This window comes from Corynebacterium sp. UBA4397 (assembly GCF_002390965.1).
In the GTDB taxonomy this organism is placed as follows: Bacteria; Actinomycetota; Actinomycetes; order Mycobacteriales; family Mycobacteriaceae; genus Corynebacterium; species Corynebacterium flavescens.
This window is the reverse complement of the sequence record NZ_DGRD01000014.1, coordinates 1-17,414: the sequence shown is the minus strand read 5'-3', so window position 1 is coordinate 17,414 and position 17,414 is coordinate 1. Positions and strand designations below refer to the sequence as shown.

Sequence of the window (17,414 nt, the reverse complement as noted above, 5' to 3'; positions counted from 1 at the left end):
AAACGACGTTATTTCATGTTGGTACAGGAGAAGATGATGGTGCCGGGAAAGATGCCCCCGCGCAGCGGTGACCATTGGCCCCATTCGGTGCTCAGCTCCGGGGGCCATTCCGGCTCGATAACGTCCTCGATGAGGAAAGAACCTCGCATCTGTAGCGCGCGGAACCAGTCACCGAGGGTGCGATGGAACTCGGCGTAGGTTAGCTCCCCTGCGTCGTCATGCTCGAGATATGAACGCTCGAAGTAGCTCACCGAGGCGGTGAGCTCGCCGGGATCATCAGGAAAGATCCACCGCATGGGGTGGTTGACCGAGAATACAAACCTTCCACCTGGCCGCGTCACCCGGGAAATCTCGGCCAGAGCGTGGTCTATGTCTTGGACGAAGGGCAGGGCTCCAAAGGCGGAGAATGCAATATCGAAGGAGTTGCTGGCGAGGGGAATATTGAGCACATCGGCCTGCACGAGGGGGAGATCAGGGCTTTGCTTCCGCGTTGCGGCATGGCCGAGCATGGACCGAGAGATATCGAATCCCAGTGCCAAAGCTGAGCGACCGTGTAGCCAGCGAGTGCAGGCGGCTGAGCCGCATCCCACCTCAAGGATGCGTTTGCCTGTGGTATCACCGAGCAGATGCGCATCCTTCTCGTGCAGCATCTCCGGACACCAATAGAAGTCAGCGAGGTAGTCTGGGTGGCTCAAGTGATAGGAGGCGGAGTCCGCGTCCCAGAAGCGCTCGTTGGCCTGTGATGGGGTGGGCATGAGAATTAACCTACCTCTCTCAATGGGGCTCCAAAGACGCAGGGGAATATTTGCCCTTTAAGCTGGGTTAATGTAGTGTAATGCAAGCGTGTCTGTGCTTCGGTCGGTACTAGGCTTTTGTAGGAGAGTCTTTATCGTGCACGGGGCGGGATCGAGTTCCCGCGGTTCTGGCGGCCTTTTTGTGCCCGTGAACTGGGAATGATCGAGAGACGCGTAACTGTCCACATACGATCTCCTACATCACATTCGGAGCATTTTTTCATATGCCAACTTCTAACACCCCTCAGGTTGCGATCAACGATATCGGAACCGCAGAGGACTTCCTCGCAGCCGTTGACGCCACCATCAAGTACTTCAACGATGGTGACATCGTCGAGGGCACCGTGGTCAAGGTTGACCACGACGAGGTTTTGCTCGACATCGGTTACAAGACCGAAGGCGTCATCCCGTCTCGCGAGCTTTCCATCAAGCATGACGTCGACCCGGATGAGGTCGTCGAGGTCGGCGACCAGATTGACGCACTTGTCCTCACCAAGGAGGACAAGGAAGGTCGCCTGATCCTGTCGAAGAAGCGCGCTCAGTACGAGCGTGCCTGGGGCGCCATCGAGGAGCTGCAGGCCAAGGACGAGCCCGTTACCGGTACCGTCATCGAGGTCGTCAAGGGTGGTCTCATCCTGGACATCGGCCTGCGTGGATTCCTGCCTGCTTCCCTCGTTGAGATGCGTCGCGTCCGCGACCTGGAGCCGTACATCGGCCAGGAGCTGGAAGCAAAGATCATCGAGCTCGACAAGCAGCGCAACAACGTTGTTCTTTCCCGCCGTGCCTTCCTCGAGCAGACCCAGTCTGAGGTTCGCTCCGAGTTCCTGCACCAGCTGCAGAAGGGCCAGGTCCGCAAGGGCGTCGTGTCCTCCATCGTCAACTTCGGTGCCTTCGTGGACCTCGGCGGCGTCGACGGCTTGGTTCACGTTTCCGAGCTGTCCTGGAAGCACATCGATCACCCCTCTGAGGTTGTCACCGTCGGTGACGAGGTCACCGTTGAGGTGCTCGACGTCGATCTCGACCGCGAGCGCGTTTCGCTGTCGCTGAAGGCCACCCAGGAAGATCCGTGGCGCGTATTCGCCCGCACCCACGCTGTGGGCCAGATCGTCCCGGGCAAGGTCACCAAGCTCGTTCCTTTCGGCGCCTTCGTTCGCGTCGAAGAGGGCATCGAGGGTCTCGTCCACATCTCCGAGCTGGCTCAGCGCCACGTCGAGGTTCCGGATCAGGTTGTTTCCGTTGGCCAAGAAGTTATGGTCAAGGTCATCGACATCGATCTCGAGCGTCGCCGCATCTCGCTGTCCGTCAAGCAGGCTGATGAGGATTACTCGGATGAGTTCGATCCTTCCAAGTACGGCATGGCTGACTCCTACGATGAGCAGGGCAACTACGTCTTCCCCGAGGGCTTCGACGCAGAGACCAACGAGTGGCTCGAGGGCTTCGACGAGCAGCGTCAGGCTTGGGAGGCTCGCTACGCCGAGTCCGAGCGTCGCTTCAACCTGCACACCGCTCAGATCGAGCGCAACCGTGCCGCAGCAGCTGAGGCTGCTGAGGCCGCAGAGTCCTCCAAGTACTCCTCCGAGTCCTCCGATGCTGCTCCGGCATCCGAGGCCCCGGCTGAGGTTGGCGGCTCCCTGGCTTCTGACGAGCAGCTCGCCGCATTGCGTGACAAGCTCGCCGGCAACTAGGAATCACTATGCGTCATAGATAGGCAGTCCCTGCCTATTTAGCGCAGTGTGCTTTATTGCCCCCCGTGGGTGCTCTCCTTTACTTGGGAAGGTACCTACAGGGGGTATTTTGTTGTTTTCTCCTTCTGCTTGTTTAGAGGCAATTTATTATTCTCGAGTGTGCGATGACGTACTCTGTGGGGCATGAGATTGATAGGCCTTACTGGAGGTATTGGCAGCGGGAAATCCACCGTGGCTGCACTCTTGGCACAGCACGGATGGCAGGTGGTGGACGCGGATGCCATCGCGCGCGAGATCGTGAAGCCGGGGCAGCCGGCCCTAGCCAGGCTGGTGGAGGCTTTCGGCGAGGATATTCTCGCCGAAGATGGAACGTTGCGGCGTTCCTTGCTGGCACAGCGGGCCTTTGCTGACGCGGAGCACACGCAGGTGCTGAACTCCATCACTCATCCGGCAATCGAGGAAGAAACACAGTGGCGCTTCGCGGCCGCTCGCGCAGCGGGCGAGCCCTACGTTGTCTACGATATGCCCCTGTTGGTGGACAAGGGTCTGCACACCGGTATGGATGCCGTCATCGTTGTCGACGTAGATAAGGACACCCGCATTGCGCGTCTGGTGGATTCACGCGGTTTGGATGAGGCCGATGCTAGGGCGCGGATAGCAGCCCAGGTGTCGGACGAGGTGCGTCTTGGCGCCGCAGACTACGTGATCGATAACAACGGGACCTTAAGCCAGCTTGCACCGCAGGTCGCCGAGGTAGCAGGCGCCATCGAAAAGCGCTGGGCCTAAACCCATAGAAGGACTTGCCGCGCTCACCCCCTGATGTCGCGATAGTACAAAAAGTTCTAGACTGGCGGCTATGGCTTTTGCAGCTGAACACCCCATCTTGCCCCAGTCCGAGCACCGTCCTGTGGGCGCCATCGAGCGCAGCACCGCGGAGTTTAAGGTCGAGTCCGACTATCAACCGGCCGGTGACCAGCCGCAGGCAATCGCTGAACTGGATGAGCGTTTGAATCGCGGGGAGTCGGACGTGGTTCTCATGGGTGCCACGGGTACCGGTAAGTCGGCCACGGCCGCCTGGCTGATTGAAAAACAGCAGCGACCGACTCTGGTGATGGCCCCCAACAAGACCTTGGCTGCCCAGCTGGCAAACGAGTTGCGCCAGCTGCTGCCGCACAACGCCGTCGAGTACTTCGTCTCTTATTACGACTACTACCAGCCTGAGGCCTATATCGCGCAGACGGATACCTACATCGAGAAAGACTCTTCCATCAACGAAGACGTCGAGCGGCTGCGTCACTCCGCAACATCTTCGTTGCTCTCACGGCGCGACGTGGTGGTTGTTTCTTCCGTTTCGTGCATCTATGGCCTGGGTACCCCACAGTCCTACCTCGACCGCTCTGTCGTGTTGGAGGAGGGCGAGGAGATAGACCGCGATCGTTTCCTGCGGCTTCTGGTGGATATCCAATATGAGCGCAATGACGTGGGCTTTACTCGCGGTACCTTCCGCGTGAAGGGGGACACCGTAGACATCATTCCCGCCTATGAGGAGCGGGCGGTGCGCATCGAGTTCTTCGGTGACGAGGTGGATGAGCTCTATTACATCCATCCCTTAACCGGGGATGTTCTTGAGCGCGTCAGCGAAGTGCGGATCTTCCCGGCCACGCACTACGTGGCTGGCCCAGAGAGGATGGAAAAGGCGGTCGCTGACATTAAGGCGGAGCTGGCTGAGCGCCTGAGTGATCTGGAAAACCGTGGCAAGCTGCTGGAGGCCCAGCGCCTGCGCATGCGTACCGAGTACGATCTCGAGATGATAGAACAGGTCGGCTTCTGCTCCGGCATTGAGAATTACTCGCGGCACATTGATGGGCGCCCGGCTGGGTCCGCGCCGGCCACGCTGCTGGATTATTTCCCAGAGGACTTCCTCACCATCATCGACGAGTCTCACGTCACGGTCCCGCAGATTGGCGGCATGTTCGAGGGGGATATGTCCCGTAAGCGTAACCTCGTCGAGTTTGGCTTCCGGCTCCCCTCGGCAGTGGATAACCGGCCGCTGACCTTCGACGAGTTCGAGGAAAGGGTGGGACAGACGGTTTATATGTCCGCCACCCCCGGTGATTTCGAGCTCAGTGCTTCGGGCGGAGAGTTTGTTGAGCAGGTCATCCGTCCGACGGGTCTGGTGGATCCGAAGGTGACCGTCAAACCCACCAAGGGCCAAATAGATGATTTGATCGGTGAGGTAAAAGAGCGCGTCGCCAAGCATGAGCGCACACTCGTGACCACACTGACAAAGCGCATGGCAGAGGATTTAACAGACTATCTGCTTGAGCATGGCATCAAGGTGCGTTACCTGCATTCGGACATCGACACTCTGCAGCGTGTGGAGCTGTTGCGGCAGCTGCGGCTAGGTGAGTTCGATGTTCTCGTCGGTATCAACCTCTTGCGCGAGGGGCTAGACCTGCCGGAAGTCTCCCTCGTGACCATCCTCGATGCAGACAAGGAGGGATTCTTGAGATCGACGAAGTCCCTCATCCAGACCATTGGACGTGCTGCCCGTAACGTCTCCGGCGAGGTCATCATGTACGCCGATAAGATTACGGACTCGATGGAACAGGCCATCGATGAAACTGAGAGGCGCCGCGAGAAGCAAATCGCCTACAACAAGGAACATGGCATCGACCCACAGCCACTACGGAAGAAGATCGCCGATATCCTAGATCAAGTACAGGAAAACAGCTCCGAGGAGGCTGCCCCTGGGGATCCGGCTGCGTTGCTCGACCGCCCGGACGTGTCCACGATGGCGGCGGATGAGGTACAGGCGCTTATCGACGACCTCACGGCCCAGATGGGTGAGGCCGCCCGCGATCTCAAGTTCGAACTAGCCGGGCGTCTGCGCGATGAGGTCATGGATCTGAAGAAGGAATTGCGCGGTCTACGGGAGGCAGGGATTTAGCCTGGCGCGGTCTCGGCTCGGAAGGGCGGTCTTGCCTATAATGGTGAAAGTCCCACCCCCTCAAGGGGATGCGCAGTGAAGAAGAAACCCGAGTAACAGGCAAGCGTGGCCACCACCTCGTTGTGGTGGAATAAGTGGCTAGCTGGTGAGGAGAAGAATGCTTAACTATAGCGTCATTGCCGTCGGTACAGACGGTTCAGAGACCTCGATGAAGGCAGTCCAGGCTGCGGCCTCGCTGGCTCGCGTCTACGGGGCTAAGATGCTTATCGTTTCGGCTTTCTACGATCACGCCGGCTCCTTGTTAGGTGCCCCGAACTCCCAGGGGGCCCGCCTGCCTGTTGTTAGCGAGGAAATGGCGGAGTCCTACTTGGACAAGGCTGCCACGGTGGCCAAGGAAGAAGGCGCGGAGAGCATCGAGATCATCGGCAAGTCCGGCGACCCCGCCCACGCTTTGCTTGAGGTGGCAAAGGCCCACGATGTCGACCTCCTCGTGGTGGGCAATAAGGGTCTTAATTCCATGCGTGGGCGAGTATTTGGTTCTGTTCCCACAGAACTAACACATAAATCTAAAGTGGATGTGGTGGTAGTCAACACTTCGCAGGCCCGCTGAGCCTGGGAGGTTGTTAGACTAGTACCTGCGACAGTTTTAGCTTCAACTCTATTCTGGGTATAAGCCCTACAGAAAGGTCATCATGAGCGATTACAATAAGATCGTTGTCGGTACCGACGGATCGAAGTCCTCCCTTTTGGCGGTCGAGCACGCCGCGAAGATTGCGGCCGCCTTCGATGCCACCTTGATCATTGGTTGTGCCTACTACGAGAATCAGGAGCAGGCTTCGAAGACCTTGCGCCAGGATTCCGTGACGATCTTGGGTGATGATAAGGCAGAGGCCAACCTCGAGGCCGGCAGGGCACATGCGGAGAAGTTCGGTGTCTCCAAGATTGAGACCGCCGTGCGCCCCGGAACCCCCGTCCAGGCTCTCATGTCCATCGTCAATGACAACGATGCAGACCTGCTCGTAGTTGGTAACCGCGGAATCAACTCCCTTACCGGACGCCTCCTTGGCTCAGTTCCGGCCGATGTTGCCCGTCAGTCTGACTGTGACGTCATGATCGTTCACACCGTGAACTAAACGCGTAGCGCGCCTTCTGTATTAGCGGCGGCCTTTTCCGGCAGTATTGTTTGGGTATTCTCCCTCTATACGTGACCGAAAGGCCGCCGCTAATTCTGATCCATCGGCGCCTTGAATGAGAGGTATGTCGAAGTAGCGCTCTGGACCGACATGCGCCAGTGGGGTGGGGGAGCCGTGTGAGAGAATCTGTTCTTGCGCGCTCAGGTTGCGAATGGCCACGCACAGCACACGATCCGGATGCTCCGTGGCAGCATCGGCATAGGTCAGGGGATCATGCTGGCCGTCATCGCCGATGAGAATCCAACGAGTATTTGGGTAGCTAATAAAGAGATTACGCAGCTGCACCCGCTTATGCTCTTGGCCGTTGCGAAAGAGCCCGGTGGGAGTAGGACCCCAGTCCGTGAGGAGCATGGGGCCGAGGGGAAAACCGTGGTGGCGCAGAAAGCGCACCAAGGCATCGTAGGTATTCCATGCGCCGGTGGACAAATAGAAGAACGGCGCCTCGGGATAGGTACGGCGTAAGTGTGCATAAAAAACTGCCATCTCCCGCACGGGCTGGCGAGTATCGGTCTTTTTCACCCACGAGTTCCACGCCGCAGTCAGCGCGCGCGGAAGCCACGTTACCAACACCGTGTCATCAACATCGCTGACTATTCCCACCGGCGTCGCCGGATCGACGATAAGAACCTGCGTTTCTATCGGCTGGGCGCCACGGACCTCTATCCGGGCCTTGTGCCATCCTGACTCCAGGCCGTGGTGGCGGGCCATAATGTCGATGTATCCATTGGCATCGGTGCGACCCCGCACAGTGCAGGCGCCGACGGTGACCTCTACTGGTAAGTTCGGCACCTGAATGGTGAGAAACTGCCTGTAACCGCGCTGCGCCCAGCCAGTGTCTTTGCCTTCTTCGGAATCATCGTGCGGATTGTGCATGAGCACGCGCGCCAGCACGTGCACGGACTCGCCATTGCCATAGCCCATGTAGCCCAGGACCTGCGGCACCCATCCCCGCCGTGCACTGCGGCGCAGGACTGTGGTGTTGAGTGCTTTCTCTGCCTTGCGCGCTATGTCTGCGATACCCATGCGCCCAGACTACGTCAGCCCAACGCGGCTCGAAGAAAGCCGGGGAGTGCACCTATTAGAGTCAGGGTCTGGGTAGCGCGGGTAAGAGCAACGTAGAGATTCTGCAATCCCTGGGGAGATGCGGCGACGATCTGTTCCGGATCTATCACCACGACATGGTCGAACTCGAGGCCCTTGATCTCCTCCACATTTTCGCTGGTGACGACTGCGCGCAAGCGGCCATCGGCGGTGTGCGTGGTTCCCGGAGTGAGGTCGAAGTCATCCGCTTGCGCCTGCGCATGACTGAGCCGGGTGACCGCTTCGCCATCACGGATGGCGGCTGCCGCCTCGGCTTCAGGATTGATTTCCTTCAGCACAGCCTCGGCAAGCTGGGCTATCGGACGCGGCGTGCGGTAGTTTACGCTGAGGTGATGGTGGCGGAAGCGCTGGCCAACGAAAGGCTCCAAGCTTTGAGCCCAGTCATCCCCCCCCGCAGGCGAGCCAGTCTGCGCGGGATCGCCCACCAAGGTCATCCACCGAGATGGACTACGCCGGAAGAGCATGCGCCACTCCATGGGCGTGAGCTCCTGGGCCTCATCGACGATGACGTGGCCGTAGGCCCATGTGTGGTCCGCACGGGCGCGCTGCGCCGTGCTCCGCCTATCGCCGACCTCTTGACGGCGGGCGAGGGTTTCGGCGTCGATCACATCGTGCGCGGAGAGGATCTCGGCCTCGAACATGTCATCATCGTTGTCGGTTGAGTCTGATGAGGCGAGGATGTCGAGGGCGTTTTCGGCTTCCACGATTTGCTCGCGCCAGGAAGCCTTCTCCGAGGCGGCTACGGAATCGGGGTCGGGCATACCAATGATCTCCGCCAGCTCGTCGAGCAGTGCGGCATCGGAGTCGCTCCACGCTTCTCCGACATCGCGATATAGGCCCTGCTGAGTCTCATCATCATAGTCCTGCGCTGCCACAGCTATGCGCTCTCGCGAGCCCAGCAACTCCGCCAACACTTCCTGGGGGTCGAGCTCCGGCCACCAGCTATCTATGGCTGCGCGCACCGAGGCATCCTCCGCGAGGTCGTCGTGGAGCTGGTCGACGTCGGCCCGGGATAAGAGGTTGCTTCCCCCAAGAGGATCGGCGCCAATTTTGTCCGCGAGAGCCTGCGCGAGCGATTCCACTAGGTGCTCGGAGAAAACAAGCCTGGCGTCGTTGTGCGGCCTGCGCGAGCGCCGTGCACGAGTCCGAGCAGCCTTGACCATAGTGGGGGTCACGGTGAGCTCGAGCTGCTCGATGCTCAGCGTCAGTTCGGTGCCGGGGAGTACCTGGTAGGCACGAACAGCGTTGCGCAGGATATCCACCATTGCCTCAGAGCCCTTGATTTCACGTGCATCGATGGTTTCTGTGGAGGTGGGAGTCACGCCAGGGAAGAGGTTTCCCAAGGTGGAAAGCACGACTCCAGTCTCACCGAGTTCGGGCAGGACGCGGGAGATGTAGTCCAAGAAGGTCGAGTTGGGACCTAGGATGAGTACGCCGGCCGTGGAGAGATAATCACGGTGGGTATAGAGCAAGTAAGCCACGCGGTGGAGGGCGACGGCAGTCTTGCCGGTTCCCGGCCCACCCTCGACGACCATGACGCCACGGTTGTTGTCACGGATGATTTCGTCTTGTTCGCGTTGAATGGTCTCCACGATGGAGCCCATGTGCCCTGTGCGGGCCTGTTGCATGGCGTGATGTAGCGCAGACTCGCTGGCGACGCCCGCGCGCTCAATCCCAGTGGCGGCCCCTGAGAGAACCTCGTCGATGACGTCTGTGACCGTGCGACCGTGGGTACGCAGGTGACGCCGGACGACGACGCCTTCCGGATGGGCAGTCGTGGCAAGGTAGAAAGGCCGAGCCATCGGTGCGCGCCAGTCCAAAAGCAGGGTGCGGTAGTTATCCTCACGCGCGTCAAGGCCCATGCGGCCGATGTAGCGGCGGTCAAGACCATCAGGAGTGGGATTATCTCCCGGTGCATCGATGTCGATGCGGCCGAAGACCAAGCCCAACTGTGCGAGGTTTAAGCGGTCAAGTTTGGCCTGGAGCCCGTGATACTCCGTCTCGCGGCGCACCAGTGCATCAGCATCTGGAGTGCTCGGGTCTACCTCTGCCTGTACGGCATCAAGGCGCTCGTGTGCGGTGGCGACCTCCTCATCGAGGCGAAGAAAAAGGCCATCGACGTAGGCTTGTTCTGCGGCGATTTCGTTTCGTGGGTCTGCGCCGATTACTGGTGTGGCCTCAGGAGCAGTCTCATCTTTGGTATGGCTCATTAGTCTCCTTAAGTACTTTTGGGGCGGAGAGCTTGCCAGCTGGCAGCCTTAAAGGATCGGGAAAAGAACAACGGCCCAGCATACTAGCTGGGCCGTTGAAAGGTGAATAAGCGCGTGTGCGCAGTGTTTTCTAGAGGCTCACTTAGAGGAAGCTTTTCGAGCGTTAATTAAAAGCGGTCTCCATACTTCTTATAGGCCTTGTCAATCTTCTTCGCGGCCTGCTTTTGTAGCTTCTTAGCGTGCTTGGAAGCTTTCTTCGCGGCGCGCTTGCCGTCGATGGACTCTACAGATTCGAGCGCGGAAGCGGCACGGTCTTGGGCCTTGGCCGCAGCCTTGACTGCGCCCTTGCGGGCCACCGCGGCGTTGTCCTGCGCCTTCTCTAGCCATTCATCCTTGTTGTTGTCGAAGTACTCAACGGCGTCTTCGACGTAGGACTTAGCGGTATCGATGAGGCTGCGGCCGGTTTCTTGCCAATCATCCTTGTTGTCATCGACATAGGCCTCAGCCTTCGCGGTGGTATCTCCCAGCCAATCGCTGGCCTTAGAGGAGAACTCGCTGGCACGGTCGGAGACACTATCCGCAAGCTTCTGGGACTCCGACTTGGTGGGCAGCGCCTGCGCGATCTTGGCGTTGGTTTTTTCACCGGCCTTGCGGGCGCGCCAGGCAAGCGAAGGCTTACCGCCACGATCCTGGGTGGCGATGAACAGGGCGCCGAGCAAAGCGGTGTTGGTAAGGAAGCCGTTACGCCGGTTGGCCTTCTCCTCTGCGGAGCCGTCTGCCCAGAAGGCGTTGCGTCCGAGGAGAGAGGGTAGGCTGCTCAGCGCCAGTACGGCTGCTGAGATGCGCGGAGCCTTACCAAGAGCGAGGAGGCTTCCGGCACCAACCTTGGCGCCACCGAGTGCACGGGTGACGATCTCAGGATCGTTAGGGACGTAGCTCGCGTACTGGGAGGGAACCACGGAGCGAACTTGGGAGAGTGCAGTCTCCGTTTCCTCGACATGCTCACTGGCATTGCGGAGCGTGTCCACTCCGTCATAGACGAATACCGATGCCAACATCGGACGGGCAATCTTGCGGATCATAAGTGCTCCTTAGAAGTGGAAGTAATTCGCAACACACCAGTATACGCATCTTAGAATAGCGTGCGGGCGTATCGCGGAATGCCGGCTGGAGGGTTTACCAGCGCCTGTCCCACCACTGCCCGAGCTTGGGCCTTTCCTGACCAAGGGTGGTCGAGGCGCCGTGTCCGGGCCACACCACTGCCGAGTCCGGATAAACATCGAAGATGCGTTCCGTCACGTCTTTGTAGAGGCGGACGAAGTCTCCTTCTGAAGATGTCTTGCCCAGGCCTCCGGGGAAGAGGCTATCTCCCACAAATAGGTTGTCCACCTCATCAATGACGGCGGTGAGGGCCACACCTCCTGGAGTGTGGCCGCGCAGGATTGTCACCGGAAGGGTGTGCTCGCCGAACTCGATGGGGTCCCCATGGTGCAATTCGACGTCGACGGGCGAGGGAAGCGCCGGGGCGTCAAGGAAGGAAGCATAGTGGCGTGCCCCCGTTGCCGCGAGAACCTCGGGCAGGGCGCGCACGTGGTCCCAATGGCGATGCGTCGTGACCACCTTGGTGATGGGCACACCGACTTCTTCGGCGAGCGCAAGAATGGCTGGGGCGTCAGCTGCGGCGTCGACAAGCAGGCCTTCGGAACCATCGCTGAGGAGATAGCAGTTATTGTCCATCTCGGAGACGGAAATGTGGTGCAAGGAAAGTGCGTTGGTCATGTGTCTAAGCCTACGGGTACATTCGTAGCGAGACATTTTCTTAATCGTTGGAGGCACAAACAGTGGCAGACCGTCTGGTCGTACGCGGAGCGCGTGAGCACAACCTCAAGGGCGTGGACGTAGACCTACCCCGCGATAAAATGGTCGTGTTTACAGGGCTATCGGGTTCAGGGAAATCATCGCTGGCCTTTGACACGATCTTCGCCGAGGGACAGCGCCGCTATGTGGAGTCCTTGAGCTCCTATGCCCGCATGTTCTTGGGGCAGATGGACAAGCCCGACGTCGAGTTCATCGACGGACTCTCCCCAGCGGTGTCCATCGACCAAAAGTCCACCAACCACAATCCTCGTTCCACCGTCGGAACCATCACGGAGATCTATGACTATCTCCGCTTGTTGTTCTCGCGTGCAGGAACACCCCATTGCCCGGTGTGTGATGCGGTTATCGAGCGCCAGACCCCGCAACAGATTGTGGACACGGTCTTGAGCCAGGCTGAGAAGCTCAAGTTCCAGGTTCTCGCCCCGGTGGTGCGCAAGCGCAAGGGTGAGTTCGTGGACCTCTTTTCCGACCTATCCGCGCAGGGCTATTCCCGCGTGCGGGTGGACGGTGAGATGTATCAACTCGCGGAGCCGCCGAAGCTCAAGAAGCAGGTTAAGCACAACATCGATGTGATCGTCGACCGCCTGCAGGTAAAAGCCTCACAGAAGCAGCGCCTGACGGATTCAGTTGAGACCGCGCTGCGCCTGGCAGATGGGCTAGTGACCATTGACTTCGTGGATAATCCGGAGCTGACTCATACTTACTCGGAGAAGGCGGCCTGCCCCAATGGGCACGCTCTGGCGATTGAGGAGTACGAGCCCCGCGCCTTCTCCTTCAACTCGCCCTTCGGCTCCTGCCCGGCCTGTGACGGGCTGGGCACGCGCCTCGAGGTAGACGTAGAGCTATTGATCCCGGATCCGGATGCGCCGGCCGTGGATGCCATCCAGCCCTGGCACTCGAGCCCGAACTCGCGTTACTTTGTCAAGCTCGTCGAGGGCCTGGCATCAACGTTGGGCTTCGATGCGCATGCGCCTGTCAGCGAGCTCAATGAGGAACAGCGCCATGCCCTCATTTATGGAACGGATACTGAAGTACAGGTTCGTTATAAGAATCGCTACGGCAGGCAGCGCAACTGGACTGCTCCTTTCGAGGGAGCAGTGGGCTTTTTGGAGCGCAAGATTGAGACCGCAGACTCAGATTCGCAGAAAGACCGCCTGCTGCAATACATGCGGCGCGTGCCCTGCCCAACCTGCGGGGGAACGCGGCTCAAGCCGGAGATTCTAGCGGTCCGCCTCGCGTCTTCCTCGCATGGGGAGCAATCCATCGCCGGCCTGTGTGCCCTTTCCATCGATGAAGCCGCGGCGTTCCTGCAGACCCTGCAGCTAGGCCACCGCGAGGAGATCATCGCTGGCGCGGTACTCAAGGAGGTGCAGGCCCGCCTGCGTTTCTTGCTTGATGTGGGGCTGAGCTATCTCACGTTGAACCGTGGTGCCTCCACGCTGTCCGGCGGCGAGGCCCAGCGCATCCGCCTCGCTACCCAGATTGGTTCCGGGCTGGCTGGGGTGCTCTACGTATTGGACGAGCCCTCCATCGGCCTACACCAGCGCGATAACCAGCGCCTTATCACTACGCTGCAGAAGCTGCGTGATATTGGCAATACCCTCATTGTGGTCGAGCATGATGAGGAAACTATCCGCCAGGCCGATTGGCTGGTGGATGTTGGCCCGCGCGCGGGGGAGTACGGCGGGGAAATTGTCTACCAAGGTCCTCCCAAGGGCGTGGAAGATGTCCCTGAATCCCTGACTGGGCAGTATCTATCGGGGCGCAAGTCCCTCGGCGTTCCGGACAAGCGGCGCAAGATTGACAAGGCGCGCGTCCTCAAAGTCGTAGGCGCGCGTGAGAACAACCTGCACAATATTGACGTGGAGATTCCGCTGGGTGTCCTCGTGTGTGTCACAGGCGTCTCTGGTTCCGGTAAGTCCACCGTGGTCAATCAGATCTTGGCTAAGACTTTGGCTAACAAGCTCAATCGGGCGCGTCAGGTTCCGGGCAGAGCTAAGCGGGTCGAAGGAATCGAGCACCTGGACAAGCTTGTCCAGGTGGATCAGAGTCCCATCGGCCGCACTCCGCGTTCCAACCCGGCCACTTATACAGGTGTGTTTGACAAGATCCGTAACCTCTTCGCCGAGACTCAGGAGGCGAAGGTCCGCGGCTACAAGCCCGGAAGGTTCTCCTTCAACGTCAAGGGCGGTCGTTGCGAGGCCTGTCACGGAGATGGAACGATCAAGATTGAGATGAACTTCCTTCCTGACGTCTACGTCCCCTGCGAGGTCTGCCACGGTGCACGCTATAACCGGGAGACCCTGGAGGTCTTGTACAAGGGGAAGAACATCGCCGAGGTTCTAGAGATGCCCATCTCCGAGGCGGCCGATTTCTTCGAGCCCATCACCTCCATCCACCGCTACCTGGCCACGCTGGTCGAGGTGGGCCTGGGATATGTCCGTCTAGGGCAGGCCGCAACCACGCTGTCCGGCGGTGAGGCGCAACGCGTAAAACTCGCGGCGGAGCTACAAAAACGCACCAATGGGCGTACGGTCTACATCCTGGATGAGCCGACCACCGGCCTGCACTTTGAGGACATCCGCAAGCTGATGCTCGTCATCCAGGGCCTAGTGGACAAGGGCAACTCCGTCATCGTGATCGAGCACAACCTCGACGTCATCAAGGCTGCGGACTGGATAGTAGATATGGGGCCTGAGGGTGGTTCTGGCGGCGGAACGGTCGTGGCCAAGGGCACTCCCGAGGATGTCGCAGCCGTTGCCGGTTCTTATACTGGCCAGTTCCTCAAAGAACTGCTCTAGGCGGAAAATGCACGAAGGGTTTATGCAGAAAAGGTCACCAACGTCGAACTGGGAGCGCCACGGCCGTTTGGCCCTGGGCCTGGTGCTTGCAGGCGCGCTTGCTGCGGGTTGTGGGGACTCCGCCAACGATGACGTCAAGGACTCGGCAGGTTCTGCCGGGGATCTGGGGGCGGCGTCGGAAAGCAGCGAATCCCGCACGGATCTTGCTGGCCAACTCGGCGCTTTGGTATCGGAACTTGAGGAGGATTTCCCCGGGGAAGTAGGAATCGCGGTGAGCGGGGCTTCTCAAACATCTTCCGCAGGAGTAGCCGGCGAGGGGCCGGCCTGGTCAACCATCAAGGTCCCGATTGCTATCGCGGCCTTGCGGGATGGGGCATCGCCGGAACTAGTAAATCTGGCCATCGAGCAATCTGATAACGACGCAGCTTATGCACTGTGGTCCCAAGTCAAGTGGAGTGAAGATAATGCCACGGCTGCCATCGACGAAGTTTTGGCGGAGGGGGATTCGCGCGTCCAGTGGCAATCGCCCGACGATTATGGGGACGTCTCCTTTGGTTATGCCACGTGGCCGCTGCGGGAACAAGCTCCTTTTGCCGCGCACCTGCGCTGCATCGCCGGTTCCCATAATGTCTATGACGCGATGTCGAACCTCGTGGACTGGCAGTCCTATGGGCTCGCGGAGCTGCAAGGGACCCATGTCAAAGGCGGATGGGGCTTGGACGAAGACACTGGTATTTATACCCAACGACAGATCGGGAGCCTTGAGTTGGGGGAGGGAAGTATTGGTGTTGCCATCGTGACTACTCAGAATGAAAACGGTAGTGAAGATGGTGAAGAAGATAGCAGAGGCGTTGGTATAGAGGGCACCTGCGAGGAAGCGTCTTATGGGCGCGCGGTAGAAGTCTTGAACAAGGCCGCGGCGCGGATACCCGCCCTTGTTGATTCGGCCGTAGCGGCAGGCGAGCTTGATCCAGTGGAATCGTGCTAGATGAGTGGATCATCCAGAGCGTGATTTGGAACGTCAATGCAAAGCTGCTACTGTAGTCCTCACTACCGCCCGTAGCGCCTTCTTCAGGAGGTTGCGGGACACAAGCGGAGTTTCTCCCACCTGATGCCGCCTTCGCTGGCTAAAGGTAAAAGGTCACTAGTTAGTACTAGTTTCTTTTGTGAGAGCTCCCGGCTGCTGATGCAGACCGGGATTTTCTTCGTGCGTGGTCTCGGTAGGCGAACTATTAACCCATAATCGAGGAGAACCACAATCAGCGCTGAAGCTCGCATTAATGAGCGCATCCGAGTACCCGAGGTCCGTCTTGTAGGCCCGGGTGGTGAACAGGTGGGCATCGTTCGTACCGATGACGCCCGCAAGCTTGCTTATGAAGCAGATCTAGATCTGGTCGAGGTTGCACCGAACGCCAAGCCGCCGGTGGCCAAAATCATGGACTTTGGAAAGTTCAAGTACGAGCAGGCCCAGAAGGCCCGCGAGTCCCGTAAGAACCAGCAACAGACTGTGGTGAAGGAACAGAAGTTCCGTCCGAAGATTGATGATCATGATTATGAGACCAAGAAGGGCAACGTAGTTCGCTTCCTGGAGAAAGGTTCCAAGGTTAAGGTCACCATCATGTTCCGCGGCCGCGAGCAATCTCGGCCGGAACTGGGCTTCCGCCTGTTGGAGCGTCTGGCCAACGATGTTGCTGAGTACGGCAACGTTGAGGCTCGCCCCAAGCAGGATGGCCGCAACATGACCATGGTTTTGGGACCAGTCCGCAAGGGCAAGAAGTAGACCAAGTTCCACTTTAGTATTTTAAGGACTTAAATCTCATGAAGCAGAAGACCCACAAGGGCACCGCTAAGCGGATCAAGGTAACCGGTTCCGGCAAGCTTCGCCGCGAGCAGGCCGGCCGCCGCCACCTGCTGGAAGGCAAGCCCTCCAAGCAGACCCGTCGTCTCAAGGGCACTACCGATGTTGCTCCTGCTGACACCAAGCGCGTCAAGCGCCTCCTCGGTCGCGCCTAGTAGCGCCGCGCCGTATTCACATCTCCATACCCCGTATCTAGTTTTAAGGAAGTATTACTGTGGCACGTGTCAAGCGCTCAGTTAACGCAAAGAAGAAGCGCCGCGCGATTTTGAAGTCCGCTAAGGGCTACCGCGGACAGCGTTCCCGCCTCTACCGTAAGGCCAAGGAACAGTGGCTGCACTCCATGACTTACGCTTACCGCGATCGTCGCGCCCGTAAGTCGGAGTTCCGTAAGCTGTGGATCCAGCGCATCAACGCCGCTGCTCGCATGAATGACATCACCTACAACCGCCTCATCCACGGCCTGCGCCTGGCCGAGATTGAGGTTGACCGTAAGATGCTCGCTGAGCTGGCCGTCAATGACTTCGAGACCTTCTCCGCCCTCTGTGAGGCCGCGAAGGCTGCACTGCCTACTGACGTTAACGCTCCGGCAGCTGCCTAGTCTCACTTACTCGCAACGAGTAAGCCACACCCCGCTTCGGCGGGGTTTCGGCGTTTTTGGGGGTTCGGTTTTGGGGTTTTGTGGCTCTTCCGAGGTTTAGAGTGCGTGGTGGGAGTGGCAGCTAGAAATCTGATCGGTAATGGTTTAGGTATCGAAGCTGACGCCGTAGCCTACACGGATCGGTGTCTTAACTGCGAGGATGTAGGTGTTTTCCGGGATCATGACCACCGCACAGTCATAGTCCTGCTCATTGTTGGTTTCCCCACCGGGCCTGCCCGCTGGATCTTTATCGACCGCATGAGCACGCGGGCTCGGCTGGGTTTGTTTTGGGGTGCGGGAAGTCGCC

The 17,414-nt window shown here is 59.2% G+C and carries 16 protein-coding genes; 10 read left to right on the top strand and 6 right to left on the bottom strand.

What is annotated here, in order from left to right:
- Positions 1 to 8 precede the first annotated feature (8 nt).
- Positions 9 to 755, bottom strand: a complete 747-nt coding sequence (locus B2696_RS03140) for a class I SAM-dependent methyltransferase (protein WP_075729728.1) — start codon at positions 753 to 755, stop codon at positions 9 to 11.
- 263 nt (positions 756 to 1,018) lie between these two features.
- Here B2696_RS03140 and rpsA point away from each other — a divergent pair, with 263 nt between their 5' ends.
- The 5 genes from rpsA (at position 1,019) to B2696_RS03115 (ending at position 6,562) form a co-directional block, all read left to right on the top strand.
- Positions 1,019 to 2,479 carry a 30S ribosomal protein S1 gene (rpsA, locus tag B2696_RS03135; RefSeq protein ID WP_075729729.1) on the top strand — a complete coding sequence of 487 codons (1,461 nt, stop codon included), beginning with the start codon at positions 1,019 to 1,021 and terminating at the stop codon, positions 2,477 to 2,479.
- Between the two features lie 183 nt (positions 2,480 to 2,662).
- Positions 2,663 to 3,265, top strand: a complete 603-nt coding sequence (coaE, locus tag B2696_RS03130; protein ID WP_075729730.1) for a dephospho-CoA kinase — start codon at positions 2,663 to 2,665, stop codon at positions 3,263 to 3,265.
- 70 nt (positions 3,266 to 3,335) lie between these two features.
- Positions 3,336 to 5,429: an excinuclease ABC subunit UvrB gene (gene uvrB / locus B2696_RS03125; RefSeq protein ID WP_286953845.1), complete on the top strand. Its 2,094-nt coding sequence runs from the start codon at positions 3,336 to 3,338 to the stop codon at positions 5,427 to 5,429.
- Positions 5,430 to 5,586: 157 nt separating this feature from the next.
- Entirely contained in the window at positions 5,587 to 6,039 is a 453-nt protein-coding gene (locus tag B2696_RS03120; protein ID WP_286953844.1) for a universal stress protein, read from the top strand.
- A gap of 82 nt (positions 6,040 to 6,121) precedes the next feature.
- A complete protein-coding gene (locus tag B2696_RS03115) occupies positions 6,122 to 6,562 on the top strand; it encodes a universal stress protein (protein WP_286953842.1) in 441 nt (146 codons plus the stop codon).
- 21 nt (positions 6,563 to 6,583) lie between these two features.
- On the opposite strand, the gene B2696_RS03110 is transcribed toward B2696_RS03115, so the two are convergent.
- The 4 genes from B2696_RS03110 to B2696_RS03095 form a co-directional block, all read right to left on the bottom strand.
- Positions 6,584 to 7,645, bottom strand: coding sequence for an App1 family protein (locus B2696_RS03110; RefSeq protein WP_286953841.1), 1,062 nt, complete (start codon positions 7,643 to 7,645; stop codon positions 6,584 to 6,586).
- Between the two features lie 14 nt (positions 7,646 to 7,659).
- Entirely contained in the window at positions 7,660 to 9,933 is a 2,274-nt protein-coding gene (locus B2696_RS03105; protein WP_286953840.1) for a HelD family protein, read from the bottom strand.
- Between the two features lie 167 nt (positions 9,934 to 10,100).
- A complete protein-coding gene (locus tag B2696_RS03100; RefSeq protein WP_276622642.1) occupies positions 10,101 to 11,015 on the bottom strand; it encodes a DoxX family protein in 915 nt (304 codons plus the stop codon).
- Between the two features lie 94 nt (positions 11,016 to 11,109).
- Positions 11,110 to 11,712: an MBL fold metallo-hydrolase gene (locus B2696_RS03095; protein WP_286953838.1), complete on the bottom strand. Its 603-nt coding sequence runs from the start codon at positions 11,710 to 11,712 to the stop codon at positions 11,110 to 11,112.
- Positions 11,713 to 11,774: 62 nt separating this feature from the next.
- On the opposite strand from B2696_RS03095, the gene uvrA reads away from it, so the two are divergent.
- From uvrA to rplT, 5 genes are all read left to right on the top strand, one after another.
- Positions 11,775 to 14,612, top strand: coding sequence for an excinuclease ABC subunit UvrA (gene uvrA, locus B2696_RS03090; RefSeq protein WP_075729738.1), 2,838 nt, complete (start codon positions 11,775 to 11,777; stop codon positions 14,610 to 14,612).
- 22 nt (positions 14,613 to 14,634) lie between these two features.
- The gene (locus B2696_RS03085) at positions 14,635 to 15,600 is read left to right on the top strand and encodes an S-adenosylmethionine synthetase (protein ID WP_286953836.1); all 966 of its coding nucleotides are present in this window, start codon (positions 14,635 to 14,637) and stop codon (positions 15,598 to 15,600) included.
- A gap of 270 nt (positions 15,601 to 15,870) precedes the next feature.
- Complete coding sequence (gene infC, locus B2696_RS03080; RefSeq protein ID WP_075729740.1) at positions 15,871 to 16,392, top strand: translation initiation factor IF-3; 522 nt, start codon at positions 15,871 to 15,873, stop codon at positions 16,390 to 16,392.
- Positions 16,393 to 16,430: 38 nt separating this feature from the next.
- Entirely contained in the window at positions 16,431 to 16,625 is a 195-nt protein-coding gene (gene rpmI / locus B2696_RS03075; RefSeq protein ID WP_075729741.1) for a 50S ribosomal protein L35, read from the top strand.
- A gap of 59 nt (positions 16,626 to 16,684) precedes the next feature.
- Entirely contained in the window at positions 16,685 to 17,068 is a 384-nt protein-coding gene (gene rplT, locus B2696_RS03070) for a 50S ribosomal protein L20 (protein ID WP_075729742.1), read from the top strand.
- A 144-nt stretch (positions 17,069 to 17,212) separates the two neighbouring features.
- Here the strand turns inward: rplT and B2696_RS03065 are convergent.
- A partial coding sequence (locus B2696_RS03065; protein WP_286953883.1) for a hypothetical protein occupies positions 17,213 to 17,414 on the bottom strand: 202 nt, incomplete at its 5' end.

What these genes read in the sequence shown, in the direction of transcription:
- B2696_RS03140 (WP_075729728.1), bottom strand. Translation starts at nt 755, where the DNA reads ATGCCCACCCCATCACAGGCCAACGAGCGCTTCTGGGACGCGGACTCC.
- rpsA (WP_075729729.1), top strand. Translation starts at nt 1,019, where the DNA reads ATGCCAACTTCTAACACCCCTCAGGTTGCGATCAACGATATCGGAACC.
- coaE (WP_075729730.1), top strand. Translation starts at nt 2,663, where the DNA reads ATGAGATTGATAGGCCTTACTGGAGGTATTGGCAGCGGGAAATCCACC.
- uvrB (WP_286953845.1), top strand. Translation starts at nt 3,336, where the DNA reads ATGGCTTTTGCAGCTGAACACCCCATCTTGCCCCAGTCCGAGCACCGT.
- B2696_RS03120 (WP_286953844.1), top strand. Translation starts at nt 5,587, where the DNA reads ATGCTTAACTATAGCGTCATTGCCGTCGGTACAGACGGTTCAGAGACC.
- B2696_RS03115 (WP_286953842.1), top strand. Translation starts at nt 6,122, where the DNA reads ATGAGCGATTACAATAAGATCGTTGTCGGTACCGACGGATCGAAGTCC.
- B2696_RS03110 (WP_286953841.1), bottom strand. Translation starts at nt 7,645, where the DNA reads ATGGGTATCGCAGACATAGCGCGCAAGGCAGAGAAAGCACTCAACACC.
- B2696_RS03105 (WP_286953840.1), bottom strand. Translation starts at nt 9,933, where the DNA reads ATGAGCCATACCAAAGATGAGACTGCTCCTGAGGCCACACCAGTAATC.
- B2696_RS03100 (WP_276622642.1), bottom strand. Translation starts at nt 11,015, where the DNA reads ATGATCCGCAAGATTGCCCGTCCGATGTTGGCATCGGTATTCGTCTAT.
- B2696_RS03095 (WP_286953838.1), bottom strand. Translation starts at nt 11,712, where the DNA reads ATGACCAACGCACTTTCCTTGCACCACATTTCCGTCTCCGAGATGGAC.
- B2696_RS03085 (WP_286953836.1), top strand. Translation starts at nt 14,635, where the DNA reads ATGCAGAAAAGGTCACCAACGTCGAACTGGGAGCGCCACGGCCGTTTG.
- rpmI (WP_075729741.1), top strand. Translation starts at nt 16,431, where the DNA reads ATGAAGCAGAAGACCCACAAGGGCACCGCTAAGCGGATCAAGGTAACC.